This is a genomic window from Pseudomonas sp. H3_A02 (assembly GCF_054671965.1).
The window spans coordinates 715,753-740,837 of the sequence record NZ_CP162807.1 but is presented as its reverse complement, the minus strand read 5'-3'; the positions used below and the strand labels follow the sequence as shown (position 1 = coordinate 740,837).

The following is a 25,085-nucleotide window of genomic DNA, read 5'->3' as shown; positions in this document are numbered from 1 at the left end:
CCGGCGTCCTGCCAGGCGCGAATGGGCGGTTTCAGCCGCCGCCCAACGGCGAGGGATGCGGATGCATCACGGCACGCTGACGTTCTTCCTCCAGAAACTTCATGATGATCGGCGCCACCGCCTCGGCCCTGGTGATCAGGAACAGGTGGCCGTCATCGATAATGTGCAATTGGGCGTTGGGAATGCGCCAAGCCAGCATGCGCATGTTGATCAGTGGAATCAGCGGGTCGTCATCGCCGGCCAGCACCAGGGTCGGTTGGTGGATCTTGTGCAGCCAGTGGATGCTGGTCCAGCCGAGGCCGGCGAACAGTTGCCAGTAATAACCGAGCTTGCCCGCCGAACGCACCTTGGCCGCGTGGCTGGCCGCCAGGCTCGGGTCGCGGCGGAACGAGCCGCCGTAGATCAGCGGTGCGATACGCATCACATGGGAAGGCTGAACGTAGCGCCGGGGGCTGGCCATCATCCACAGCACCTTCGGTTTGCCCGGTACCATCACTGCCCCGGCCGCCGTGGCCGCCAGTACCAACTTCTTGCAGCGCTCCGGGTAATCGTAGGCGAATTGCTGGGCCAGGGCGCCGCCCCAAGACACGCCGATCACGTTGACCTGACCGTAGTCGAGGTAGTCGAGCATCCGCGCGGTGAGTTTGGCCAGGCCCGGAAAGCGATACGGTCGGTTGGGCGTCGATGAACCGCCGACGCCGGGCACGTCAAAGGCGATGACTTCCAGGTCCGGGTCCAAGGCCTGGATGAACGGGAATACCAGCTCGAGGTTGGCGCCGATGCCGTTGAAAATCAGCAGGGGCGTCAAGTGAGGCTTGCCGGGACGTACCGCGGTGCGCAAGGTCTGGCCATCCAGGTCGACGGTACGGAAGATGTACGGTTGCGGCATGCTTCAAGCCCTGTGGGTTGGGTCGCTGTCTTTCATTTTTCCCCGATCCCTTGTGGGAGCGAGCTCGCTCGCGATGACGGCGATACATCCAATATCAATGTTGGCTGACACACCGTCATCGCGAGCAAGCTCGCTCCCACAGGGGATCTGCCGTGAACATGAGTTTTATGTTCGCCAGCGCTGTGGGCCTTGCATTCAGTGTCGGCTGGCGGGATGTATTCGTGAGCAAGCCCACTCCCGCAGCAGACGAGTTGCATCCCTTACCGCTCATGCACATAGGTGCCGGGCGCCGCTTCACCGGCCGGGTAGGCCTTGTTGCCCAGCACAGTAGGGGCTTTTTTCAGTTTGCCCGAGCGCTCGGCCTGCCAGGCTTGCCAGTGTAGCCACCAGGAGTCGGTGTGCTTGGTGGAGTTTTCCTGCCAGTCCTCGGCCTTGGCCGGCATGTCCTCGCCGGTCATGTAGCGCGACTTGGGGTTGCCAGGCGGGTTGAGGATGCTTTGGATATGACCGCTGCTCGACAGCACGAATTCCACTTTTCCACCGAACAGCTGTGCCGACTTGTAGCAGGACTTCCAAGGTGTGATGTGGTCGTTGGTGCCCGCCAGGGAAAAGATGTCGGCGGTGACTTGCTTGAGGTCGATGGGCGTGCCGCACACTTCCAGTGCATTGGGGCGGATCAACGGGTTGTTTTTGAACATCTCGATGAGATCGCCGTGGAACGCCGCCGGCAGCCGCGTGGTGTCGTTGTTCCAGAACAGGATGTCGAACACGGGCGGCTCGTTGCCCAGCAGGTAATTGTTGACCCAGTAGTTCCAGATCAGGTCGTTGGGGCGCATCCAGGCGAAGACCTTGGCCATGTCGCGGCCTTCGAGTACGCCGGCCTGGTAGGAGTGACGCTTGGCCGCTTCCAGGGTCTGCTCGTCGACGAACAGCGCCACGTCGGTGTCCAGGGTGGTGTCGAGTACGCTCACCAGCAAGGTCAGGGCATTGACCTTTTTCTCGCCGAGGGCGGCGTAATGGCCCAGCAGCGCGGTGCAGGTGATGCCGCCCGAGCAGGCGCCCAGCATGTTCACGTCCTTGCTGCCGGTGATGGCCGTGACCACATCCACCGCTTCCTTGAGCGCCTCGATGTAGGTCGAAAGGCCCCACTCGCGCTGTTCCTTGGTGGGGTTGCGCCAACTGACGATGAAGGTCTGCACGTTGCTGCGCAGGCAGAAGCGCGCCAGGCTCTTGTCCGGGCTCAGGTCGAATACGTAGAACTTGTTGATCTGTGGCGGCACCACCAGCAGCGGTCGCTCGTGGACCTGCTCGGTGATGGGCCGGTACTGGATCAGCTCCAGTACGTCGTTGCGAAACACCACGGCGCCTTCGGTCACGCCCAGGCTCTTGCCGACCTCGAACGCGCCCATGTTCACCTGGCTCGGCATCCCGCCGTTGTGCACCAGGTCCTTGGCCAGGTGGGACAGACCGTCCAGCAGGCTCTTGCCGCCGGTTTCGAAGAAGCGCTTGACCGCCGCCGGGTTGGCCGCCGAGTTGGTCGGGGCCATGGCTTCGGTCATCAGGTTGATCACGAAATGCCCGCGGCTGATGTCTGCGGGCGAGAGGCTGCTGTCGTCGATCCAGGCGTGCAGCTCCTTGCGCCACGCCAGGTAGGTTTGCAGGTAGCGTTTGTAGAGCGGGTTCTGGCTCCAGGCCGGGTCGACGAAGCGACGGTCGTCGCCGGCCGGTTGCAGCTCGGATTTGCCGAACAGGACATTCTTGAGTTCGACGCCGAAATGGGCGACATGCTTGACGCTGTGCAGCGGTTGCTTGATGGCCTGGGTCAGCACCATGCGGGCAGAGGCCAACAGGTCTTTCCTGCGCAAGCCGACGACGGGATTCAACCCCAGGGTATTTTCCGAGGCCTGGTACTTCAGGTCATCGTTGTTCTTGTTGCTCATCTACGACGCTCCATTGTCCTTCAGACGAGTACCCGGTGGGTGCCATGAAGCCACACAGCCGATACCAGGTACGCTGCTCGGGTGACCATTAATTCCGCATCGAGGGCCAATGAGGAAACGTATGCCAGGAACTCGCCGGTTCCTTTGCAGGGAACTTGCCAGCTCCATTGGTTACCCGAGTTTAATTTTTTTCGCAAGCAGGCCAGTCATTGACGTTGCTGCGCGGGCATTCAAGCAGATGAGTCTAGAAAAATCGCCCTAAAGCGCCAGCCCTTGAGTTAGAGCATCAGCTTGACGACGGACGCGTCCGGATCGCGGGTTTTTCCGGCGGCCTTGAGCTCGCCGAGATAATCGTTCCACAGGTCTTGTTGGCGCACCGCTAACTGGTAGAGATAGTCCCAGGTGAACAATCCGCTGTCGTGGCCGTCGTCGAAGGTCAGTTTCAGTGCGTACTGGCCGGCCGGCTCGACCTTGGTCAGGCCGACGTTGAGCTTGCCGTATTGCAGGATAGGTTTGCCATGGCCCTGGACCTCGGCGGAAGGCGAATGCACCCGCAGGAATTCGGCGGGCAGGTGGTACTCCTCGTCCGGCGCGTATTTGAGCGTCAGGGTCTTGGAGGCTTTGTGCAGGTTGATGGCGGTGGGGAGTTTGGTCATGGCCTGTGATCCGTCTCTGAAGGGAGCCTTGATCTATAGAGCGACACAGTCAAATGTGGGAGCGGGCTGTGTGGGAGCAAGGCTTGCCCGCGATGAAAACGCCGCGGTCTCTTGAGGATCGCAGCGCCTGGATCGCGAGCAAGCCTTGCTCCCACACAGCCCGCCCCCACAGGTCTGCGTTCGCCTGTAATTGCTACTTACAGGATATACCGCGACAGGTCTTCGTTCTGCGCCAATTCACCCAGGTGGCTGTTGACGTACTCGGCGTCGATGAGGATCGGCGCTTCGTTGTGGGCGCTGGCCAGGTCGCCGGCGCTGAACGACACTTCCTCGAGCAAGCGTTCGAGCAACGTGTGCAGGCGACGGGCGCCGATGTTCTCGGTCTTCTCGTTGACCTGCCAGGCGATCTGGGCCAGGCGCTTGATGCCTTCTGGCGTGAACTCGATGCTCAGGCCTTCGGTCTTGAGCAGCGCGCAATACTGTTCGGTCAGGGACGCATGGGGCTCGCTCAGGATGCGTTCGAAGTCTTCTGGCGTCAGCGCCTTGAGTTCGACGCGGATCGGCAGGCGACCCTGCAGCTCCGGCACCAGGTCGCTCGGTTTGCTCAGGTGGAAGGCACCGGAAGCAATGAACAGAATGTGGTCGGTCTTGACCATGCCCAGCTTGGTGTTGACCGTGCAGCCTTCGATCAGCGGCAGCAGGTCGCGTTGTACACCTTCGCGGGACACATCGGCACCGCCGACATTGCCGCGCTTGGCGACCTTGTCGATTTCGTCGATGAACACGATGCCATGCTGCTCGACCGCTTCCAGCGCCTTGGCTTTCAATTCTTCTTCGTTGACCAGGCGGCCGGCTTCTTCATCGCGCACCAGCTTCAGCGCTTCCTTGACCTTGAGCTTGCGGCTTTTCTTTTTGCCCTTGCCCATGTTGGCGAACAGGCTCTGCAACTGGTTGGTCATTTCTTCCATGCCCGGCGGCGCGGAAATGTCGACGCCGGCCATTTCGGCCACTTCGATCTCGATTTCCTTGTCGTCCAGCTGGCCTTCGCGCAGGCGCTTGCGGAACAGCTGGCGGGTGTTGGAATCCTGGGTCGCGGCGGCGTCGGCGTTGAAGCCCATGCGCGCCGGTGGCAGCAAGGCGTCGAGGATGCGCTCTTCGGCGGCGTCTTCGGCACGGTGGCGGACCTTGGTGATTTCCTGTTCGCGCAGCAACTTGATCGCGGCGTCGGCCAGGTCACGGATGATCGACTCGACGTCGCGACCGACATAGCCGACTTCGGTGAATTTGGTGGCTTCGACCTTGATGAACGGCGCATTGGCGAGCTTGGCCAGGCGCCGGGCGATTTCGGTCTTGCCGACACCGGTCGGGCCGATCATCAGGATGTTCTTGGGGGTCACTTCGACGCGCAGCTCTTCGGGCAGCTGCATCCGGCGCCAGCGGTTACGCAGGGCGATGGCGACGGCGCGCTTGGCATCGTCCTGGCCGATGATATGGCGGTTGAGTTCGTGGACGATTTCGCGGGGAGTCATGGACATAATAATTGGCGGTCCTCAAGCAAGAATGAGCCGGTGCGCGGGTGGCAGGCTTATTCGGCGAGGTCCTGCTCCTCAATGGTCTGGGTGTGGTTGGTGAAGACGCAGATGTCGCCGGCGATGCCCAAGGCAGTCTCGACGATCTCACGGGCCGACAGGTCGGTTTTTTTCAGCAGGGCGCTGGCCGCGGCCTGGGCGTAGGCGCCGCCGGAACCCATGGCGATCAAGCCATCTTCGGGCTCAACGACGTCGCCGTTGCCGGTGATGATCAGCGAGGCGTCCTTGTTAGCGACCGCGAGCATGGCTTCGAGGCGGCTCAGGGAACGGTCGGTGCGCCATTCCTTGGCCAGCTCCACGGCGGCACGGACCAGGTGGCCCTGATGTTTTTCAAGCTGGCCTTCGAAACGTTCGAACAGCGTGAAGGCGTCGGCGGTGGCCCCGGCGAAACCGGCGATGACCTCGCCGTGATATAGGCGACGGACTTTTTTCGCGTTGCCTTTCATCACGGTGTTGCCCAGTGAAACCTGGCCGTCGCCGCCCATGACGACTTTGCCATGACGGCGGACTGAAACGATGGTGGTCAAGGGAGAGTCTCCACGCAGCGGGGCGAAAATGCCCGGATGGAACTCATATGGGGGTGGCGTGGGGTTTTTCAACTGCGGGGGCGCAGAGGGGATGAGCGGTCCGCCGCCTTTTTTGGCAGAGGCTTTTGTGGCGAGGGGAGCTTACTGTGGTGAGGGGATTTATCCCCGCTGGGCTGCGCAGCAGCCCCAAAAGCTTGATGTATTCGGCCCTGACACACCGAGGCGGCAGGTTTTTAGGGCCGCTTCGCGCCCCAGCGGGGATAAATCCCCTCGCCACAAGGGGGGGACGTGTCGCCTGGATCAGCGGCTCTGGCGTTGTTGTAACAACAGGTTGCTGAAACCACTGCCCGCCAATTGTTTCTGGGCCTTGGTCAGTTCCTCGCGGTTGCTGAACGGGCCGACCAGTACCCGGTACCAGGTTTCGTCCTTCACCGTCCCGGACTCCACGGACACGGACTGGCCCAGCAGAATGATCTGTGCGCGGACCTTGTCGGCGTCGGCTTCCTTGCGGAACGAGCCGGCCTGCAGGAAGAACTTCGTCACCGGTGCGGCTTTCTGCACCGGTGGGGCCGGTGGCGGCGTGATGCCGGCCAGGGCCGCCTGGGCGCGAGCGGTGTCGATCTTCGCCGCTTCGGCCGGGGTCACCGGCGTGGTGGGCACCTGTGGCACTTGCGGCGTCGGCAGGGTTTTCTCCGGCACGGCATCGGGCGGCACGATGACTTCCGATTCCGGCAGCAACGTGTAGAAGTCGTACTTCGGCTTCACCGGTTGCGTCGGGCTCGGCGGGGTCTTGTTGGCCTCGGCGATACGCGTGGCTTTCTGCTGCTCTTGCCGGACGCGCTTGACGTCATCGCCCTGGCCCGGCTCCAGCTTCATCAAGAACACAATGAACGCGCCGACGGTCAGGCCGATGGCCATCCACAACCAACCTGGAATCGGTTTTTTGGCTGGAGGCTGGTAACGACTGGCGCCGCGCTTGGGTGCAGGTTTTTTCTTGGCGGCCAACTTACATGCGCTCCAGGGTTTCCAGGCCCAGCAGTTCCAGGCCTTGCTTGAGCGTGCGCCCGGTCAGCGCGGCGAGGCGCAGGCGGCTCTGCATTTGCTCTGGGGTCGGTGCGCTGAGGATCGGACAGTTCTCGTAGAAGCTGGAGAACAGGCCGGCCACATCGTACAGGTAAGCGCACAAGGTGTGTGGCGTGCCCTTGTCGGCGACGTTGTTCAGGACCTCGCCGAACTGCGCCAGTTTCGCCGCCAGCTCCTGTTCCTGAGCTGCTTCAAGGACGATCTGGCCGTCCACTTCGCTGAAGCTCTTGCCGAGCTTGCGGAATACTCCGGCCACGCGGGTGTAGGCGTACAGCAGGTACGGCGCGGTGTTGCCTTCGAAGTTGAGCATCAGGTCGAAGTTGAAGCTGTAGTCGCTGGTGCGGTGCTTGGACAGGTCGGCGTATTTCACCGCGTCGATGCCCACGACCTTGGCGATCTTGCGCAGTTCGTCCTCGGCCAGGTCCGGGTTCTTGCCCTTGACCAGGGTGTAGGCGCGATCCTGGGCTTCGGTCAGCAGGTCGATCAGCTTCACCGTGCCGCCGTCGCGGGTCTTGAACGGGCGGCCGTCGGCGCCGTTCATGGTGCCGAAGCCCATGTGCTCCATTTCCATCGGGCGGGTCACGAAGCCGGCCAGGCGCGCCACTTCGAACACTTGCTGGAAGTGCAGGGCCTGGCGCTGGTCGACGAAGTACAGCACTCGATCGGCCTTGAGCACGCTGTTGCGGTAGCGCACGGCCGCCAGGTCGGTGGTGGCGTAGAGGTAGCCGCCGTCGGCTTTGACGATGATCACCGGCAGCGGCTCGCCATCGGCGGTCTTGAACTGGTCGAGGAACACGCACTGGGCGCCGTTGCTTTCCACCAGCATGCCCTTGGCCCTGAGGTCGTTGACCACGTTGGCCAGGTCATCGTTGTAGGCGCTTTCGCCCATCACGTCGGCCATGGTCAATTTGACATTCAGCAGCTCGTAGATTTTCTGGCAGTGGGACAGGGAGATGTCCTTGAACTTGCTCCACAGCGCCAGGCACTCGGCATCGCCGGCCTGCAGCTTGACCACCAGGCCACGGGCGCGGTCGGCGAACTCGGGGGACTCGTCGAAGCGTTGCTTGGCGGCGCGGTAGAAATTCTCCAGGTCCGACAGCTCATCGCTGGTAATCGGGTTTTCCTGCAGATAGGCCATCAACATGCCGAACTGGGTGCCCCAGTCGCCAACGTGGTTCTGGCGGATAACGGTGTCGCCAAGAAACTCCAGGACCCGGGCCACGCCGTCGCCGATGATGGTCGAGCGCAGGTGGCCGACGTGCATTTCCTTGGCGAGGTTGGGGGCCGATAGGTCGACCACGGTGCGCTGCAACGGGCCGGCCTTGCGCACGCCAATGCGCTCGTCGGCCAGGGCTGCGTCCAGGCGCGAAGCCAGGGCCTGGGTGTTCTGGAAGAAATTGATGAACCCGGGGCCGGCAATGTCGGCTTTGCTGACATTCTCGTCGGCCGGCAGCGCGGCGATGATTTTCTCCGCCAGGTCGCGAGGTTTCATGCCGGCCGGCTTGGCGAGCATCATCGCGATGTTGCTGGCGAAGTCGCCGTGGGTCTTGTCGCGGGTGTTCTCGACCTGAATCGCCGGCGACAGGCCTTCTGGCAGCACACCTTCAGTGACGAGTTGGGTGATGGCTTGCTGGATGAGCTGGCGAATGGTGTCTTTCATGGTCTTCTCTTTCAACCGCAGGCGCGGCGGCGCTTCGATGCGCTGGTGGAAAAACTGGGCATTATCCGTGGCGCGGGCGAGCTTGCCAACTGTAGCGGGTCGGTTGGGGATGTGTGGTGATTATTCTTGGTGGCCTGGATGTGCGCGATCCCCTGTGGGAGCGGGCTTGCTCGCGATTAGCGGTGGGTCAGTCACGGTGATGTCGGCTGTGCCGTCGCTATCGCGAGCAAGCTCGCTCCCACAGGGGGCGGGCATGTGGTCCATTCAATACAAATCCACCGGATCCACATCCAGCGACCAGCGCACCGCCCGCCCGCTGGGCATCTGTTCCAGCACCAGCAGCCAGGCACTCAGCAGTCGATGCAGCGGCGCCCGGGCGTTGGCCTGCAATAGAAGCTGCGCCCGGTAGCGCCCGGCCCGCCGCTCCATCGGAGCTGGCACCGGGCCCAATAGTTCGATGCCGGTAAGGCTCTGCTCTGCCAGCAAACGCTCGGCCTCGCTGCAGGCCTCATCGAGGAAACCTTCGGCTTGCCCCGGCTTGTGGGCTTCGGCCCGCAACAGCGCCAGGTGAGCAAAGGGCGGCAGGCCGGCGCTGCGGCGTTCGCTCAAGGCTTGTTCGGCGAAGGCGAAATAACCCTGCTCGGTCAATTGGATCAACAGCGGGTGATCGGCCAAGTGCGTCTGGATAATCACTTTGCCCGGCTCCTCGGCCCGCCCGGCCCGGCCTGCGACCTGGACAATCAACTGCGCCATGCGCTCGCTGGCGCGGAAGTCGCCGGAGAACAACCCACCATCGGCGTCGAGGATCGACACCAGCGTGACTCGCGGGAAGTGATGCCCCTTGGCGAGCATCTGCGTGCCCACCAATATGCACGGCTGGCCCTTCTGGATCGTCGCGAACAGCTGATTCATCGCGTCCTTGCGCGAGGTGCTGTCGCGATCCACCCGCAGTACCGGGTAATCGGGGAACAGGATACCCAGCCGTTCCTCAGCGCGCTCGGTGCCGGCACCGACCGGGCGCAAGTCCACTTTGCCGCACTGCGGGCAATGCCTTGGCACGCGTTCGGCGTGGCCGCAATGGTGGCAACGCAGCTCGCCATGGCGTTGATGCACGGTCATCCGCGCATCGCAGCGCTCACACCCAGACATCCAGCCACAGTCGTGACACAGCAGGGTCGGGGCAAACCCCCGGCGATTGAGGAACACCAGGACCTGTTGCCCGGCGGCCAGGGTCTGGCCGATGGCTTGCTGCATCGGCCCGGAAATACCGCTGTCCAGTGGTCGACTTTTCACGTCCAGGCGCAGGAAGCGCGGTTGCTTGGCGCCGCCGGCCCGTTCGTTGAGGCGTAGCAGGCCGTAGCGACCGGTGTAGGCGTTGTGCAAGCTTTCCAGCGAGGGCGTCGCCGAGCCGAGGACGATCGGGATGTTTTCCTGGCGGGCGCGCACCAGCGCCAGGTCGCGGGCGTGATAGCGCAGGCCTTCCTGCTGTTTATAGGAGCCGTCGTGCTCTTCGTCGATGATGATCAGGCCGGGGTTTTTCATCGGCGTGAACAGCGCCGAGCGGGTGCCGATGATGATGTCGGCCTCACCGTCGCGGGCGGCCAGCCAGGCTTCCAGGCGTTCGCGGTCGTTGACCGCCGAGTGCACCAGGGCGATCCGCGCATTGAAGCGTTGCTCGAAACGCGCCAGGGTCTGCGGGCCGAGGTTGATTTCCGGAATCAGCACCAAGGCCTGCTTGCCGGCCTCCAGGGTCTGGCGGATCAGTTGCAGGTAGACCTCGGTCTTGCCGCTGCCGGTGACGCCCGCCAGCAGAAAGGCGTGATAACTGTCGAAACCTGCACGAATCGCTTCGCAAGCGGCCCGCTGTTCGGCGTTGAGCGGCAGTTCCGGCTGGGCCAGCCAATGTTCATGGCGGGCGCCGGGGGCGTGCCGGCGGACCTCCACCTGGACCAGGTTCTTGGCCAGCAACAGATCGAGGCTGTCCTTGCTGAGCATCAGTTTGCTCAGCAGTTGATGAGCCACGCCATGGGGATGTTGGGCCAGGGTCGCCAAGGCTTCGCGCTGGCGCGTGGCGCGGGCGATGCGTGGATCGTCCAGCGAGGCCCCGGGCGCCACCGACCAGAATCGCTCCTGGCGCGCCTCGGCCAGCTCACCCTGGCGCAGCAACACCGGCAGCGCCCAGCTCAGGGTGTCGCCGAGGCTGTGCTGGTAATACTGGGACGTCCACAGGCACAACTTGAACAGCGATGCAGGTAGCGGCGGCGTGGCATCGAGCAGGGCCAGGGCTGGCTTGAGCTTGTCGGCCGGGACCTCGCTGTGATCGGTGACCTCCACCAGGATGCCGATCATTTCCCGCCGGCCGAACGGTACCCGCAGGCGCATGCCCGGCTGCAACTGGGCGCGCAGGACCCCGGCCGGGGCGCGGTAGTCGAACAGGCGGCGCAGGGGCGAAGGCAGGGCGAGGCGCAGAATGGCGTCGGGCACGCGGGGGATCTCGGTAGGCGGACAAATTCGCAAGGCTTAGCGCGATTCAATGTGGGAGCGAGCTTGCTCGCGATGGCGTCAGTTCTGTCACATTGATGCTGACTGAATCGCCGCTATCGCGAGCAAGCTCGCTCCCACAGGGATTGTGCTGAGGGCGGGAGCCTAGCAGACGGTTGGTACAAGGCATAGCTTGCGCGAACGACGATGTCTGGTAGAATCCGCGGCCTAATTACGTGCGGTATTCAACAATAGTGTTGGGTGGCGGCACGCTAGCCTGAGGAAAACAGCATGAAAACCGATATCCATCCGGAATACCCAGAAATTGCCGTAACCTGCAGCTGCGGCAACAAGTTCGAAACGCGTTCGACCTACGGCAAAGCCCTGGCGATCGACGTTTGCAACGAATGCCACCCGTTCTACACCGGTAAGCAAAAGACTCTGGATACCGGCGGCCGCGTTCAGAAGTTCGCCGATCGTTTCGGTGCTTTCGGCAAAGTTGCTCCAAAAGCCTGAGGCTGATCATTTTGGAAAGTCGTTCCGGCTTCTCCAGAGTGATGAAAAAGGCGTCCCTTGCGGGCGCCTTTTTTGTGTCTGCGATTTGGTTCTGTGGTGCCCAGGCGGCCTGTCCTTCGCCGGGCAACCTGCCCCAGGTGGCGGTGCAGCGCGTGGTGGATGGCGACACCTTGTACCTGGAGGATGGCCGACGCATTCGGATGATCGGCCTGAACAGCCCTGAGTTGGGCAAGCGCGGCCGCGCCGACGAGCCGTTCGCCGTGGCGGCACGCCAGCGACTCGAAGCCCTGGTGGCCGCCAACCATGGCCGGGTGGGCGTATTGCCTGGCAAGGACGACCGCGATGACTACGGCCGTACGCTGGCCCATGTCTACAACGCCCAGGGCGAGAACCTCGAAGAGCGCTTGATTGCCGAGGGGCTGGGGTTTCTGGTGGCGGTCGCGCCGAACGTCGACCTGGTCAGTTGCCAGCAAATGGCCGAACGTCATGCGCGGCAAACCGGATCCGGTCTCTGGAAAAAATCCCCCGTCGTGCGAGCGGAGCAGATCAATGCGCCCGGTTTCGTGCTGACGAGTGGGCGTGTAGAAGGCGTGCGACGCAATCGCGGTGGTATCTGGATTGAATTGCAGGGGCCGGTTGTCCTGCACGTTGCGCCCGGTATGCAGAGGCGCTTCGACGCCTCGGCCCTGGAGCGGCTCAAGGGCCGCAAAATCGAGGCCCGTGGCTGGGTCGTCGACCGCGCCCGGCGTGGCGGCAACAAGGCCGGACAGGCGCGATGGATGTTGCCGCTGACCGATCCGGCCATGCTGGAAGCGGTTCTGTAAGAAAAAATTGTAGACATTATTCTTTCGAATTGTATGCATCTAGCCCTTGTGTTTCGCGGCTCTTGGCCCAAAGTCGTAGGGCAGGGCGCTTGACAGCAGTGACTGGTCAGTCTTGTAGGGACTTTGCGAGGCGCGTATCCTCGGCGGTCCGTCTGTCCAACACAGTAAAAAGCGGAATGCCCACATGTCTGATCTGAAAACTGCCGCTCTCGAATATCACGCGCATCCTCGTCCAGGAAAGCTGAGTGTCGAGCTCACCAAGGCCACCGCTACTGCTCGCGACTTGTCGCTGGCCTACAGCCCCGGCGTAGCCGAACCAGTCCGCGAAATTGCTCGCGACCCTGAACTGGCCTACAAATACACCGGTAAAGGCAACCTGGTTGCAGTCATTTCCGATGGCACCGCGATTCTCGGCCTGGGTAACCTCGGCCCATTGGCTTCCAAGCCAGTCATGGAAGGCAAGGGCGTGCTGTTCAAGCGCTTCGCCGGTATCGACGTATTCGACATCGAAGTCGACTCCGAGAGCCCGCAAGCCTTCATCGACACCGTCAAGCGTATCTCCATCACCTTCGGTGGCATCAACCTGGAAGACATCAAGGCACCTGAGTGCTTCGAGATCGAGCGCGCCCTGATCGAACAGTGCGACATTCCAGTATTCCACGATGACCAGCATGGCACCGCCATCGTCACCGCAGCTGGCATGATCAACGCCCTGGAAATCGCCGGCAAGACTCTGCCGGAAGCCAAGATCGTCTGCCTGGGCGCCGGCGCTGCGGCCATCTCCTGCATGAAGTTGCTGGTGAGCATGGGCGCCAAGATCGAAAACATTTTCATGGTTGACCGTACCGGCGTGATCCACTCCGGCCGTGACGACCTGAACCAGTACAAGGCCGTCTTCGCCCACGCGACCGACAAGCGCTCCCTGGCGGACGCGCTGGACGGTGCCGACGTGTTCGTTGGCCTGTCGGGTCCGAACCTGCTGAGCCCGGAAAACCTGCTGCGCATGGCGCCGAACCCGATCGTGTTCGCTTGCTCGAACCCGGACCCGGAAATCTCCCCGGAGCTGGCTCACGCGACTCGCAACGACGTGATCATGGCCACTGGCCGTTCGGATTACCCGAACCAGGTCAACAACGTGCTGGGCTTCCCGTTCATCTTCCGTGGTGCCCTGGACGTTCGCGCCAAGCGCATCAACGAAGAGATGAAAGTCGCGGCCGCCAACGCCCTGCGTGAACTGGCCAAGCTGCCGGTGCCTCAGGAAGTGTGCGACGCCTACGGCGGCATCAAGCTGGAATTCGGTCGTGAGTACATCATTCCGAAACCCATGGACGCCCGCCTGATCACCCTGATCTCCGACGCCGTGGCCAAGGCCGCCATCGAGACGGGCGTGGCCACCCTGCCGTATCCGAAGAACTACCCGCTCAAGAGCGTGGATGACGTGTTCAACGGCTAAGCCGTTGTAGCGCTTCAATAAAAAGCCCCGGCTCCTGTGAGCCGGGGCTTTTTATTGGCCGCCACTTTTTATGGCCGCCAAAAGTCCCCTGTGGGAGCGAGCTTGCTTGCGATGACATTCTTCAATTCACCCCAGGCCTTTCAGCCCAACGCTTGAGCCTCAATCCAATCCCTGTGGCGAGGGAGCTTGCCCCCGCTCGGCTGCGCAGCGGCCGCAAACCGGGCAATTCGGTCTGTCTATAGGCATGCAGGGGCCTGCTGCGCAGGTCAGCGGTAGCAAGCTCCCTCGCCACGGGGTTTGGGTTGCCTGGGCTGCCGCCATCGCGAGCAAGCTCGCTCCCACATTGGTCCGGCGATAGACATTGATTGTGCGACCGCCAAAAGTCCCCTGTGGGAGCGAGCTTGCTCGCGATGACATTCTTCAATTCACCCCAGGCCTTTCAGCCCAACGCTTGAACGTCAATCCAGCCCCTGTGGCTTGCTCCCACATCAGGAATGGTGCGGCCAAAAAAAGCCCCGCACTTCTCGCGAAGGCAGGGCTTTTGGGTTGGGGGCGGTCAGAACAGATCGATCGGTGCCGCTTCGTCCGCCGGCAGCGGGCTACCCGGTGCGACGCCGTTGCCCAGCTCGTTGACCGACGGCGGCGTGTCTTCGCTCTTGAACAGTTCAAAGTACGCCCCTGGGGTGCCCGGCGTGGCCGCGCGGCCGCTGACTGGGTCGACCCGCAGGCTGAGGATGCCTTCCGGTTCCGGCTGGGTGTGCGGCGGCTTGTCCTTGAGGGCGGCGCCCATGTAGGTCATCCAGATCGGCAGCGCCACGGTACCGCCGAACTCACGGCGACCCAGGCTTTCGGGCTGGTCGAAACCGGTCCAGACCGTGGTCACGTAATCGGCGTTGTAGCCGGAGAACCAGGCGTCCTTGGATTCGTTGGTGGTACCGGTCTTGCCCGCCAGGTCGGTGCGGCCCAGGGCCAGCGCGCGACGGCCGGTGCCGAGCTTGATCACGTCCTGCAGCATGCTATTGAGAATGAAGGTGGTGCGGCCATCGACAATGCGTTCCGCCACGGCGGGCGCTTGCGGCAGGCCCGGGGGCGTGGTGGCTTCGCCTGGCGTCGCATTGACCGTGAACGTGTCGGTGGACGGTGCGGCGACACCATCGCTGACCTGCTCGCCCGTGGGAACCCGTGGCGGGTTGGCGACGAACAACGTCTCGCCGTTGCGGCTTTCGATCTTGTCGATGATGTACGGGGTGATCTTGTAGCCGCCGTTGGCGAACGTGCTCCAGCCCGTGGCGATTTCCATCGGCGTCAAGGTCGCGGTGCCCAAGGCCAGGGACAGGTTGCGCGGCAGGTCCTGCTTGTTGAAGCCGAACTTGCTGATGTAGTCGATGGTGCGGTCCACACCCAGCGCCTGCAGCAGACGGATCGATACCAGGTTGCGGGATTTGTACAGCGCCTCGCGCAGGCGAATCGGGCCGAGGAACGTATTGGTGTCGTTCTTCGGGCGCCAGACCTTGTCCAGGTACTCATCGACGAACACGATCGGCGCATCGTTCACCAGGCTGGCGGCGGTGTAGCCGTTATCCAGCGCGGCGCTGTAGACGAATGGCTTGAAGCTCGAGCCCGGCTGGCGCTTGGCCTGCAGCGCCCGGTTGTAATTGCTTTGCTCGAAGGCGAAGCCACCCACCAGCGAAAGAATGGCGCCGTTCTGCGGGTCGAGGGACACCAGCGCGCCCTGGGCGGCCGGGATCTGGCTGAACTTGAGCGTGTTGTCCGCCTGGCGCTGGACGCGGATCAGGTCGCCGACCTGGGCAACGTCCGACGGCTGCCGTGGGTTGGCGCCCATGCTGTTGGTATTGAGGAACGGACGGGCCCATTTCATGGTGTCCCAGGCCACGTGTTCTTCCAGCTCGCCGTTGCGGGTCAGCACCTTGATGCCGTCCTTGTCCACCGAGGTGACGATCGCCGGCTCCAGGCTGCTGATGGTGCGCTGCTTGGTCAGCTCCAGGGCCCAGGCCTCCTTGGTCTTGCCCGGCAGGCGCGATTCAGGGCCACGGTAGCCGTGGCGCTGGTCGTAGGTCATCAGGCCCTCGTGCAATGCAGTGTTGGCCATTTCCTGCAAGTTGCTTGGCACCGTGGTGGTCACGCGGAAACCTTCGGTGTAGGCGTCGCTGCCATAGCGCCCGACCATCTCGGCACGGGCCATCTCGGCGATGTACGGGGCGTTCACTTCCGGAGTCGGCACGTGATAGCTGGCGTTCAGCGGCTCATTGATCGCGGCGGTGTAGTCGGCCTCGCTGATCTTGCCGAGCTTGTACATGCGCCCAAGGATCCAGTCGCGACGTTCCTTGCTACGCGCCGGGTTGGCCAGCGGGTTGAAGCGCGACGGTGCCTTGGGCAGGCCGGCGATCATCGCCATCTGCGCCAGGCTCACATCGCGGATCGATTTGCCGTAATACACCTGTGCCGCCGCCTCGATGCCGTAGGCGCGGTTGCCCAGGTAAATCTTGTTCACGTACAGCTCGAGGATTTCATCCTTGGTCAGCTGTCGCTCGATCTGCAGGGCCAGGAGAATTTCGGTGGTCTTGCGCGAGAAGCTGCGCTCGCTGGTCAGGAAGAAGTTCTTGGCCACCTGCATGGTGATGGTGCTGCCGCCGGACTGGATGTGCCCGCTCTTGATCAACTGGCTGGCAGCGCGCATCAGGCTGCCGGGATCGACGCCATAGTGGTTGGCGAAGTTATCGTCTTCAGCACTTAGTAACGCATTGATGAAATTGGGGGGAATGTCGGCGAAACGGATCGGTGTACGGCGCATTTCGCCAAATTCGGCGATCAACTTGTTGTCGCTGCTGTACACCCGCAAAGGAATCTGCAACTGAATACTTCTCAGCGCCTCCACGGACGGCAATCCCGGACTAAGGTAAAGAAAAGCACCGCTCAGGCCCAAGAGCAGTCCGCAGAAAACGGCGACGATGGACCATCCGAAAAATTTCAGCAGACGAATCAAGGCTTTTGGATATCCAGGCAAAGAATGAAAAAGGCGCCAGGTGCAGGGATGGACCCGTGCTTGCAACAAAGCGAAAAAAAACGCTGGGCATTATAAGCATTTTTTTTCGTCGGGAACGCCATCCGGACGTCCGTCGGACGGCGGTGATTGAACGCAATGCATATTAGAGAGTCCGTAACTCACGGATAGTCATAGGGAATTGGTAGTGCTACGACTCTTCAATAAAAAAGCCCATGCACTTCTGGGGATCGACATCAGTTCGACGTCGGTGAAGCTGCTCGAGTTGAGTCGCCAGGGCGAGCGATACCGCGTCGAGTCCTACGCGGTCGAACCGTTGCCGGCCAATGCAGTGATCGAGAAGAACATCGCCGAACTCGAAGGGGTGGGCCAGGCGTTGTCGCGGCTGCTGGCCAAGGCCAAGACGCCCTTGCGTAGCGTGGCGGTGGCCGTGGCGGGCTCGGCGGTGATCACCAAGATCATCGAGATGGACGCGGGCCTCTCCGACGACGACATGGAGAACCAGCTCAAGATCGAGGCCGATCAATACATTCCCTATCCGCTGGATGAGGTGGCCATCGATTTCGAAGTGGTGGGCGTTTCGCCGCGCAGCGCCGAGCGCGTCGAAGTGCTGCTGGCGGCCTGTCGCAAGGAAAACGTCGAGGTTCGCGAGGCCGCGTTGGCGCTCGCCGGGCTGACGGCCCGGGTGGTCGATGTGGAGGCTTATGCGCTGGAGCGAGCCTTTGGCCTGCTCGCCACGCAACTGGCCGCGTCCCAGGAGCGGCTGACGGTGGCGGTCATCGACATCGGCGCCACCATGACCACCCTCAGCGTGCTGCACAACGGGCGCATCATCTATACCCGCGAACAATTGTTCGGCGGGCGCCAGTTGACCGATGAAATTCAGCGCCGCTACGGCCTGACACCCGAACAGGCCGGCCTGGCAAAGAAGCAGGGTGGGTTGCCGGACGATTATCTCAGCGAAGTGCTGCAACCTTTTCGCGAGGCCCTGGTGCAGCAGGTCTCGCGGTCCCTGCAATTTTTCTTCGCCTCGGGCCAGTACAGCGCGGTGGACCACATTCTGCTGGCCGGGGGCACGGCGTCGGTCGCCGGCCTGGATCGGCTGATCGAGCAGCGCCTGGGCACGCCGACCCAGGTGGCCAACCCGTTTACCAACATGGCCCTGAGCAGCAAGGTCAATGCCGGTGCCCTGGCCAGTGATGCGCCGGCGCTGATGATTGCCTGTGGGCTGGCCCTCAGGAGTTTCGACTGATGGCGCGGATCAACCTGCTTCCCTGGCGTGAAGAGCTGCGCGAAGAGCGGCGCAAGCGCTTTCTGCTGGCCTTGGTCGGGGCGCTGGTCGGGGCGGTCGGCGTGGTCCTGGTCGCCGTGCGCTACTTCGACAGCGCCATCGACCACCAGGTCGCCCGCAATAGTCACCTCTCCGAGCAGATCGCCGTGCTGGACGAGCGCATCAAGCAGATCAGCGAGTTGAAAGCCCGCCGTCAGCAATTGCTGGAGCGCATGCGCATCATCCAGGACTTGCAAGGGAACCGACCGGTCAGCGGGCGCATCTTCGACCAGTTGGTGAGAACCTTGCCGGACGGGGTGTATTTCACCGAAGTGAAGATGGAAGATCGGACGCTCTTCATCAAGGGGGCCGCAGAATCGAACAACCGGGTCTCGGACCTGATGCGCAACCTGGACTCGTCGGACCTGTTCGATGCGCCCAGTTTGACGGAGGTCAAGGCCACCACCGCCGGTCAGCTCGACCAGGCCAACGTTTTCCAGTTGACGGTTCGTCAGACCCGCCCGGTCGAAGTGGAGGACGCTCAATGAAGCCTGGGGAGTGGTTCGACGCGCTGCGCAAGATCGACATCAGTGACCTGGACACCAACAACATCGGTTCCTGGCCGGCACCGATCAAATGGCTGGCCGGCGTCCTGCTGGTGGTCCTGGTGCTGGGGCTGGGCTATAACTTTGCCTTGAGTGATCTGGAAAACCAGCTGCAGCAGGTGCGCGAGGAAGAAAACACCCTCAAGGCGCAATTCGCGGGCAAGGCGCACATGGCCGCAAACCTGGAACGCTACACCGAGCAGATGAAGCAGATGGAAGCGTCTTTTGGTGTGCTGTTGCGGCAATTGCCCAGCGATACCGAAGTGCCGGGCCTGCTGGAAGACATTACTCGCACCGGCCTGGGCAGCGGCCTGGAGTTCGAGGAAATCAAGCTGCTGCCGGAAGTCACCCAACCGTTCTACATCGAGCTGCCGATCCAGATCACCGTGACCGGCGGCTATCACGACCTGGCGACATTCGTCAGTGGGGTGGCCGGGCTGCCCCGGATTGTCACGCTGCACGATTTCGAAATTGCGCCGATGGAGCCCGAGGCAGGCACGAAGCTGCGCATGAGCATCCAGGCCAAGACCTACCGCTACAACGAGCAGGAGGCTCAGCCATGAGGCCGCTGGTGTGTCGCCTCTGCCTGCTGGCAGGCCTGGTCGCGCTGGCGGGCTGCAACAATGACAACGGGTTCAGCGACCTGGACGCCTACATGAACGAAGTGCGTCTGCGTCCGCCCGGCAAGATCGAGCCGACGCCGACGTTCAGGCCCTACGAGACCTTTACCTACAGCGCCGCGAACCTGCGCAGCCCGTTTTCCCGGCAGGTCCGCGTCGACCAGGCCGACCGGCAGCGCGGCTCGCGCAACGTCCGGCCCGACCCCAACCGGGTCAAGCAATACCTGGAAGGCTTCAACATCGAGCAGTTTGAAATGGTCGGTACGATCTCCAACGCCGGTGGCTCCTTCGCGCTCCTGCGGGGCGCGGGCGGGGTGCATCGGCTCAAGGTCGGTGACTATCTGGGGCGCAATGACGGGCGGATCGTCGCCATCAGCGCCACCCAGGTCGATGTGGTCGAAATCGTTCCCGATGGCGAGGGTGCCTGGCTGGAGCGACCACGGACCATTCCTTTGAAAGAGCATTCATAGTGGAACTCGAACAATGAACAGGATTTTTTCAGCCCTCGGTATTTCGCTATGGATAGCGCTGTTGTCGCCGATGGTTCTTGGGGCCAGTCTGAAGACGCTGGATGTGGCGGCGTTGCCGGGGGGCCGTGTCGAGTTGAAGCTCACCTTCGACGGGCCGCCGCCAACACCCCGGGGCTACACCACCGAACAGCCGGCCCGGATTGCCCTGGACCTGCCAGGCGTGACCAATCAACTGACCAACAGGCGTCACGACCTGGGCGGGGGCAATGCGCGCAGCGCCACCGTGGTCGAGGCGGGGGATCGCACCCGGTTGATCATCGGCCTGACCCAACTGGCGCCGTATGACACCCGGGTCGAAGGCAATAACCTGTTCGTGGTGGTTGGCAAGGGCCAGACCCCGAAGAATACTGCTTCGAAGCCCTCTGCCCAGGCCCCGCGCCCGGCGGTTGCCAGCGCTGCGCCCGCGCGGGCCAGTGCGCCGGCGGGCAAGGCGATTCGTGGGGTGGATTTCCAGCGCGGGACCCAGGGCGAAGGCAACGTGGTGATCGATTTGTCCGATCCATCCATCGCCCCGGACATCCAGGAGCGCGAAGGCAAGATCATCCTCAATTTCGCCAGGACCCAATTGCCCGAGCCACTGCGGGTGCGCCTGGACGTCAAGGACTTCGCCACCCCGGTGCAATTCGTCAATGCCAGCGCTGGCAGCGACCGGGCGACCATCAGCATCGAGCCCAGCGGCACCTTCGACTACTCGACCTACCAGACCGACAACAAGCTCACCGTCAGCGTCCGGCCCATGACCGTGGACGACTTGCAAAAACGCAATGCCGACCGCGCCGCCTACAGCGGCGAGAAGCTCTCGCTCAACTTCCAGGACATCGAAGTGCGTTCGGTCCTGCAACTGATTGCCGATTTCACCAACCTGAACCTGGTGGCCAGCGACACAGTGCAGGGTGGCATCACCCTGCGGTTGCAGAACGTGCCTTGGGACCAGGCGCTGGACCTGGTGCTCAAGACCAAGGGCCTGGACAAGCGCAAGGTCGGCAACGTGCTGCTGGTGGCCCCGGCCGATGAAATCGCGGCGCGCGAGCGCCAGGAACTGGAGTCGCAGAAGCAGATTGCCGACCTGGCGCCGCTGCGGCGTGAGCTGTTGCAGGTCAACTATGCGAAGGCGGCGGACATCGCCAAGTTGTTCCAGTCGGTGACCAGTGCCGAGGCGAAAGCCGACGAGCGCGGCACGATCACGGTCGATGAGCGAACCAACAACATCATTGCCTACCAGACCCAGGACCGGCTCGACGAACTGCGCCGGATCGTGGCACAGCTGGATATTCCGGTGCGCCAGGTGATGATCGAGGCGCGGATTGTCGAGGCCAATGTCGACTACGACAAAAGCCTGGGCGTGCGCTGGGGCGGGTCGATACAGAACAAGGGCAACTGGAACTCCTCGGGGGTGACCACTGGCACCTCCACGACCATCGGCACGCCGGGCAGTACCGGCACCAACCAGCCGTTCGTCGACCTGGGTGCCTCGGGTAATACCTCGGGGATCGGCATTGCGTTCATCACCGACAACGTGTTGCTGGACCTTGAGCTGACTGCCATGGAAAAAACCGGCAACGGCGAAATTGTCTCCCAGCCCAAGGTGGTGACATCTGACAAGGAGACGGCAAAGATCCTCAAGGGCACGGAGATCCCTTATCAGGAAGCCAGTTCCAGCGGCGCCACCTCGGTGTCGTTCAAGGAGGCCTCGCTATCGCTGGAGGTGACCCCGCAAATCACCCCGGACAACCGCATCATCATGGAGGTCAAGGTCACCAAGGATGAGCCTGATTACCTGAACAAGGTGCAGGAAGTGCCACCGATCAAGAAAAACGAAGTCAACGCCAAGGTCCTGGTCAATGATGGCGAGACCATTGTGATTGGCGGGGTTTTCTCAAATACTCAGAGCAAGGTCGTAGATAAGGTGCCATTTCTTGGCGATGTGCCGTATCTTGGCCGCCTTTTCCGGCGTGATGTGGTTTCGGAGAAAAAATCCGAGCTGCTGGTGTTCCTCACTCCGCGTATCATGAATAACCAGGCGATTGCTGTGAGTCGTTGATTCTGTGCGAAATTTGATTCTTGTTGGGCCGATGGGCGCTGGAAAAAGCACCATCGGCCGTTTGCTGGCCAAAGAGCTGCGCCTGCCGTTCAAAGATTCCGACAAGGAAATTGAATTGCGCACGGGTGCCAATATCCCATGGATCTTCGATAAGGAAGGCGAGCCGGGCTTTCGTGACCGTGAGCAGGCGATGATCGCCGAATTGTGCGCGTTCGAGGGCGTGGTGTTGGCCACCGGCGGCGGCGCAGTGATGCGCGAAGCCAATCGTCGGGCGCTGCATGCCGGCGGACGAGTGGTCTATCTGCACGCCTCTGTCGAGCAGCAGGTCGGCCGCACCGCCCGGGATCGCAACCGGCCGCTGTTGCGCACCGCCGACCCGGCCAAGACCCTGCGCGACCTGCTGGCGCTGCGCGACCCGCTGTATCGGGAGATCGCCGACCTGGTGGTGGAAACCGACGAGCGGCCGCCGCGGATGGTGGTGCTGGACATCCTCGAGCGCCTTCAACAACTACCGCCCCGTTAATGCGCCTGGCGAAATGCGCTATCCTCGACGTCCCGTCATGGCCCGGCTGGGGCGTGGCGGATGGCCATTAACTGGCGTGGGAACAAGCACCGTGGACTTTCGTTAATTGCAGGCAGGACGCCTGATTCCATCTTCTCTGTGGGGACACATGCAGACACTTAAGGTCGACCTGGGCGAGCGCAGCTACCCGATTCATATTGGCGAAGGCTTGCTGGACCAGCCCGAACTGCTGGCGCCGCATATCGCCGGGCGGCAAGTGGCGATCATTTCCAATGAAACCGTCGCGCCTCTGTATCTGGAACGTCTGACCCGCAGCCTGTCGGCCTTTTCGGTCATTTCGGTGGTATTGCCCGACGGCGAAGCCTTCAAGAACTGGGAAACCCTGCAACTTATTTTCGACGGCCTGCTGACCGCACGGCACGATCGCCGCACCACGGTGATTGCCCTGGGCGGTGGCGTGATCGGCGACATGGCTGGTTTTGCCGCCGCTTGTTATCAGCGCGGCGTTGATTTCATCCAGATCCCTACTACGCTGCTGTCGCAGGTCGACTCGTCGGTGGGCGGCAAGACCGGGATCAACCATCCGCTGGGCAAGAACATGGTCGGCGCGTTCTATCAGCCCAACGTGGTGCTGATCGACACCGCCACCCTCAATACTTTGCCGGCCCGCGAGCTGTCTGCGGGGCTGGCGGAAGTCATCAAGTACGGGCTGATCTGCGACGAACCGTTCCTGGGTTGGCTCGAAGAGAACGTCGTCCGCCTGCGTGCGCTGGATCAAGCGGCCCTGACCTACGCCATCGAGCGCTCCTGCGCCGCCAAGGCTGCCGTGGTCGGTGCCGATGAGCGTGAATCCGGGGTGCGCGCCACCCTTAATCTGGGACACACCTTCGGCCATGCCATCGAAACCCACATGGGCTATGGTGTCTGGCTGCACGGTGAAGCGGTTGCGGCCGGTACGGTCATGGCCCTGGAGATGTCCGCGCGCCTGGGCTGGATCAGCGAACAGGAGCGCGATCGCGGTATTCGTCTGTTCCAGCGCGCCGGGCTGCCGGTGGTTCCGCCCGAGGAAATGAGCGAGGCGGATTTTCTTGAACACATGGCAATCGACAAAAAAGTGATCGACGGTCGTCTGCGCCTGGTGCTGCTGCGCCACATGGGCGAAGCGGTGGTGACCGACGATTATCCGAAAGAAGTTCTACAGGCCACGCTGGGAGCGGACTACCGCGCCCTGGCTCAGCTTAAAGGTTAATAAGACTCCGATGACTAGTTTGCATGCCGACGAGGCTTTCCTCGGCCATTTCCAATTGAGTCATGACCCTTTTGCCCCACGGGTCCCGGGCTTCAAGTTCTTCCCCGCCCAGCGCAAGCCGGTGCTGGGTCAGTTGCATCACCTGGCGCGCTACAGCCAGTTGCTTCTGGTAGTCACCGGTCCCCAGGGCAGCGGCAAGACCTTGCTGCGCCAGGCCCTGGTGGCCAGCACCAACAAACAGTCCGTGCAAAGCGTGGTGGTGTCGGCCCGTGGCGCCGGCGATGCCGCCGGTGTGTTGCGCCAGGTGGCCCAGGCGCTGAACGTCGCCCAGGCCGAAGTTGGTGCAATTCTCGAGCAGATCGTGCAACTGGCGCTGACCGGGCAGGAAGTCTATCTGCTCGTGGACGATGCCGAGCAACTCGACGAGTCGGCCCTCGAAGCCCTGCTGGCCTTGGCGGCCGGTGCGCCGGAAGGACGCCCTCATGTGTTCCTGTTTGGCGAGTCCTCGCTGATCGCCGACCTGGACCAGTTGAACCTCGAGGAAGAGCGCTTCCATGTCATCGAACTGGCGCCCTACACCGAGGAAGAGACGCGTGAATATTTGGCCCAGCGCCTTGAAGGCGCGGGCCGGGGTATCGAACTTTTCACTGCCGATCAGATCTCTGAGATTCACGAAAGCTCCGATGGCTGGCCTGGCAACATCAACCAGGTTGCCCGCGATGCTCTGATCGAAGTCATGATTGCCAGCCGCTCAGCGGTGAAGCGTCCAAGTATGGGGTTCAACATGCCGAAGAAACACGTATTGGCAATTTCCGCCGTGGTCGTGGTCGCGGTTGCCGCCGCCTGGCTGATGCCGGGTCGCACCAAGGCACCCACCACGGGTGCCCCAGCCAACGAACAGGCGCAACTGCCCCTCGGCCAAGGTACGCCGCAACCCAACGGTGGCGCGCCGGCCGTGGAATTCGCCGGTAACACCCAGCCGATGCCGCTGCCGCTGGTCGGCCAGTCGCAGCCGGTCATGCGTGGCCCGCTGGCCGAAGCGGCCGGAGGCATCACCGAAGGCGACGACGGCGCAGCGCCACCGATCGACGACAGCAGTGACGTGCCGCCGACCGTGACCACTACCGCACCGCCTGCGGGCGTGCCGGCGGGTCCTGCACCAACGCCAACGCCAACGCCTGCTCCGACTGCCAAGCCGACCCCGGCGCCGACCCAGGTGGCCACCGCCAAGCCTGCACCGACTCCAGCGCCAGCGGCCAAGCCAGCGGCGCCAGCACCTGCGGCTAAGCCTGCTGCCCCGGCCAAGGCCGCGGGCGGTAGCTGGTACGCCGGCCAGGCACCGGGCAACTACGTGGTGCAGATCCTCGGCACCAGTTCCGAAACCGCGGCGCAGAACTTCGTCAAGGAGCAGGGCGGCGAGTACCGTTATTTCAAGAAAGTGCTCAACGGCAAGCCGCTGTATGTCATCACCTACGGCAGCTTTGCCAACCGTGATGCGGCCGTTTCCGCCATCAAGGCCTTGCCAGCGAAGGTTCAGGCTGGTAAACCTTGGCCTCGCACTGTCGCCAGCGTCCAACAGGAACTGGCAGCAACTCGCTGAAGATTCG

Annotated in this window: 20 protein-coding genes; 11 read left to right on the top strand and 9 right to left on the bottom strand. The window is 62.7% G+C overall.

Annotated features, from left to right (window positions below; genetic code table 11):
- Positions 1 to 31: 31 nt before the first annotated feature.
- The 8 genes from phaZ to AB4N80_RS03050 all read right to left on the bottom strand — a co-directional run bounded on the left by phaZ (position 32) and on the right by AB4N80_RS03050 (position 10,828).
- A complete protein-coding gene (gene phaZ, locus AB4N80_RS03085; protein ID WP_003186648.1) occupies positions 32 to 889 on the bottom strand; it encodes a poly(3-hydroxyalkanoate) depolymerase in 858 nt (285 codons plus the stop codon).
- A 260-nt stretch (positions 890 to 1,149) separates the two neighbouring features.
- A complete protein-coding gene (gene phaC, locus AB4N80_RS03080) occupies positions 1,150 to 2,829 on the bottom strand; it encodes a class II poly(R)-hydroxyalkanoic acid synthase (RefSeq protein WP_122565293.1) in 1,680 nt (559 codons plus the stop codon).
- Positions 2,830 to 3,107: 278 nt separating this feature from the next.
- Positions 3,108 to 3,485: a gamma-butyrobetaine hydroxylase family protein gene (locus AB4N80_RS03075; protein WP_122565294.1), complete on the bottom strand. Its 378-nt coding sequence runs from the start codon at positions 3,483 to 3,485 to the stop codon at positions 3,108 to 3,110.
- A gap of 197 nt (positions 3,486 to 3,682) precedes the next feature.
- Positions 3,683 to 5,020 (bottom strand): ATP-dependent protease ATPase subunit HslU, encoded by a 1,338-nt coding sequence (gene hslU / locus AB4N80_RS03070; RefSeq protein WP_053117636.1) that lies wholly within the window; start codon positions 5,018 to 5,020, stop codon positions 3,683 to 3,685.
- 50 nt (positions 5,021 to 5,070) lie between these two features.
- Positions 5,071 to 5,601: an ATP-dependent protease subunit HslV gene (gene hslV, locus AB4N80_RS03065; protein ID WP_003196958.1), complete on the bottom strand. Its 531-nt coding sequence runs from the start codon at positions 5,599 to 5,601 to the stop codon at positions 5,071 to 5,073.
- Positions 5,602 to 5,901: 300 nt separating this feature from the next.
- Positions 5,902 to 6,606 (bottom strand): SPOR domain-containing protein, encoded by a 705-nt coding sequence (locus AB4N80_RS03060; RefSeq protein ID WP_030140998.1) that lies wholly within the window; start codon positions 6,604 to 6,606, stop codon positions 5,902 to 5,904.
- A gap of 1 nt (position 6,607) precedes the next feature.
- On the bottom strand, positions 6,608 to 8,344 hold the full coding sequence (gene argS / locus AB4N80_RS03055; protein WP_122565295.1) for an arginine--tRNA ligase: 1,737 nt from the start codon (positions 8,342 to 8,344) through the stop codon (positions 6,608 to 6,610).
- Positions 8,345 to 8,608: 264 nt separating this feature from the next.
- On the bottom strand, positions 8,609 to 10,828 hold the full coding sequence (locus AB4N80_RS03050; protein WP_122565296.1) for a primosomal protein N': 2,220 nt from the start codon (positions 10,826 to 10,828) through the stop codon (positions 8,609 to 8,611).
- Positions 10,829 to 11,116: 288 nt separating this feature from the next.
- On the opposite strand from AB4N80_RS03050, the gene rpmE reads away from it, so the two are divergent.
- The 3 genes from rpmE to AB4N80_RS03035 all read left to right on the top strand — a co-directional run bounded on the left by rpmE (position 11,117) and on the right by AB4N80_RS03035 (position 13,618).
- Complete coding sequence (gene rpmE, locus AB4N80_RS03045) at positions 11,117 to 11,341, top strand: 50S ribosomal protein L31 (RefSeq protein WP_122565297.1); 225 nt, start codon at positions 11,117 to 11,119, stop codon at positions 11,339 to 11,341.
- 41 nt (positions 11,342 to 11,382) lie between these two features.
- The gene (locus tag AB4N80_RS03040; RefSeq protein ID WP_460080630.1) at positions 11,383 to 12,165 is read left to right on the top strand and encodes a thermonuclease family protein; all 783 of its coding nucleotides are present in this window, start codon (positions 11,383 to 11,385) and stop codon (positions 12,163 to 12,165) included.
- Between the two features lie 184 nt (positions 12,166 to 12,349).
- Complete coding sequence (locus AB4N80_RS03035) at positions 12,350 to 13,618, top strand: malic enzyme-like NAD(P)-binding protein (RefSeq protein ID WP_053117649.1); 1,269 nt, start codon at positions 12,350 to 12,352, stop codon at positions 13,616 to 13,618.
- Positions 13,619 to 14,174: 556 nt separating this feature from the next.
- Here AB4N80_RS03035 and AB4N80_RS03030 read toward each other — a convergent pair.
- On the bottom strand, positions 14,175 to 16,619 hold the full coding sequence (locus tag AB4N80_RS03030) for a penicillin-binding protein 1A (RefSeq protein WP_439653599.1): 2,445 nt from the start codon (positions 16,617 to 16,619) through the stop codon (positions 14,175 to 14,177).
- A gap of 208 nt (positions 16,620 to 16,827) precedes the next feature.
- Between AB4N80_RS03030 and AB4N80_RS03025 the strand changes: the two genes are divergently transcribed.
- From AB4N80_RS03025 to AB4N80_RS02990, 8 genes are all read left to right on the top strand, one after another.
- The gene (locus AB4N80_RS03025) at positions 16,828 to 17,892 is read left to right on the top strand and encodes a pilus assembly protein PilM (RefSeq protein WP_122565300.1); all 1,065 of its coding nucleotides are present in this window, start codon (positions 16,828 to 16,830) and stop codon (positions 17,890 to 17,892) included.
- On the top strand, positions 17,892 to 18,458 hold the full coding sequence (locus tag AB4N80_RS03020) for a PilN domain-containing protein (RefSeq protein WP_122565301.1): 567 nt from the start codon (positions 17,892 to 17,894) through the stop codon (positions 18,456 to 18,458). The genes AB4N80_RS03025 and AB4N80_RS03020 overlap by 1 nt, the downstream gene beginning before the upstream one ends.
- A complete protein-coding gene (gene pilO / locus AB4N80_RS03015) occupies positions 18,455 to 19,078 on the top strand; it encodes a type 4a pilus biogenesis protein PilO (RefSeq protein ID WP_122565302.1) in 624 nt (207 codons plus the stop codon). The genes AB4N80_RS03020 and pilO overlap by 4 nt, the downstream gene beginning before the upstream one ends.
- On the top strand, positions 19,075 to 19,605 hold the full coding sequence (locus tag AB4N80_RS03010) for a pilus assembly protein PilP (protein WP_305469354.1): 531 nt from the start codon (positions 19,075 to 19,077) through the stop codon (positions 19,603 to 19,605). Before pilO ends, AB4N80_RS03010 begins: the two co-directional genes overlap by 4 nt.
- A 13-nt stretch (positions 19,606 to 19,618) precedes the next feature.
- On the top strand, positions 19,619 to 21,706 hold the full coding sequence (pilQ, locus tag AB4N80_RS03005; protein WP_460080624.1) for a type IV pilus secretin PilQ: 2,088 nt from the start codon (positions 19,619 to 19,621) through the stop codon (positions 21,704 to 21,706).
- A 4-nt stretch (positions 21,707 to 21,710) separates the two neighbouring features.
- The gene (gene aroK, locus AB4N80_RS03000; RefSeq protein ID WP_122565305.1) at positions 21,711 to 22,229 is read left to right on the top strand and encodes a shikimate kinase AroK; all 519 of its coding nucleotides are present in this window, start codon (positions 21,711 to 21,713) and stop codon (positions 22,227 to 22,229) included.
- A 148-nt stretch (positions 22,230 to 22,377) separates the two neighbouring features.
- Positions 22,378 to 23,478 carry a 3-dehydroquinate synthase gene (aroB, locus tag AB4N80_RS02995; protein WP_122565306.1) on the top strand — a complete coding sequence of 367 codons (1,101 nt, stop codon included), beginning with the start codon at positions 22,378 to 22,380 and terminating at the stop codon, positions 23,476 to 23,478.
- Positions 23,479 to 23,488: 10 nt separating this feature from the next.
- Positions 23,489 to 25,078, top strand: a complete 1,590-nt coding sequence (locus tag AB4N80_RS02990; RefSeq protein ID WP_122565307.1) for an AAA family ATPase — start codon at positions 23,489 to 23,491, stop codon at positions 25,076 to 25,078.
- Positions 25,079 to 25,085: the final 7 nt, after the last annotated feature.

Excerpts from the sequence above, each read along its gene's own strand:
- phaZ (WP_003186648.1), bottom strand. The coding sequence starts at position 889 with ATGCCGCAACCGTACATCTTCCGTACCGTCGACCTGGATGGCCAGACC.
- phaC (WP_122565293.1), bottom strand. The coding sequence starts at position 2,829 with ATGAGCAACAAGAACAACGATGACCTGAAGTACCAGGCCTCGGAAAAT.
- AB4N80_RS03075 (WP_122565294.1), bottom strand. The coding sequence starts at position 3,485 with ATGACCAAACTCCCCACCGCCATCAACCTGCACAAAGCCTCCAAGACC.
- hslU (WP_053117636.1), bottom strand. The coding sequence starts at position 5,020 with ATGTCCATGACTCCCCGCGAAATCGTCCACGAACTCAACCGCCATATC.
- argS (WP_122565295.1), bottom strand. The coding sequence starts at position 8,344 with ATGAAAGACACCATTCGCCAGCTCATCCAGCAAGCCATCACCCAACTC.
- rpmE (WP_122565297.1), top strand. The coding sequence starts at position 11,117 with ATGAAAACCGATATCCATCCGGAATACCCAGAAATTGCCGTAACCTGC.
- AB4N80_RS03040 (WP_460080630.1), top strand. The coding sequence starts at position 11,383 with ATGAAAAAGGCGTCCCTTGCGGGCGCCTTTTTTGTGTCTGCGATTTGG.
- AB4N80_RS03035 (WP_053117649.1), top strand. The coding sequence starts at position 12,350 with ATGTCTGATCTGAAAACTGCCGCTCTCGAATATCACGCGCATCCTCGT.
- AB4N80_RS03020 (WP_122565301.1), top strand. The coding sequence starts at position 17,892 with ATGGCGCGGATCAACCTGCTTCCCTGGCGTGAAGAGCTGCGCGAAGAG.
- pilO (WP_122565302.1), top strand. The coding sequence starts at position 18,455 with ATGAAGCCTGGGGAGTGGTTCGACGCGCTGCGCAAGATCGACATCAGT.
- AB4N80_RS03010 (WP_305469354.1), top strand. The coding sequence starts at position 19,075 with ATGAGGCCGCTGGTGTGTCGCCTCTGCCTGCTGGCAGGCCTGGTCGCG.
- pilQ (WP_460080624.1), top strand. The coding sequence starts at position 19,619 with ATGAACAGGATTTTTTCAGCCCTCGGTATTTCGCTATGGATAGCGCTG.
- aroB (WP_122565306.1), top strand. The coding sequence starts at position 22,378 with ATGCAGACACTTAAGGTCGACCTGGGCGAGCGCAGCTACCCGATTCAT.
- AB4N80_RS02990 (WP_122565307.1), top strand. The coding sequence starts at position 23,489 with ATGACTAGTTTGCATGCCGACGAGGCTTTCCTCGGCCATTTCCAATTG.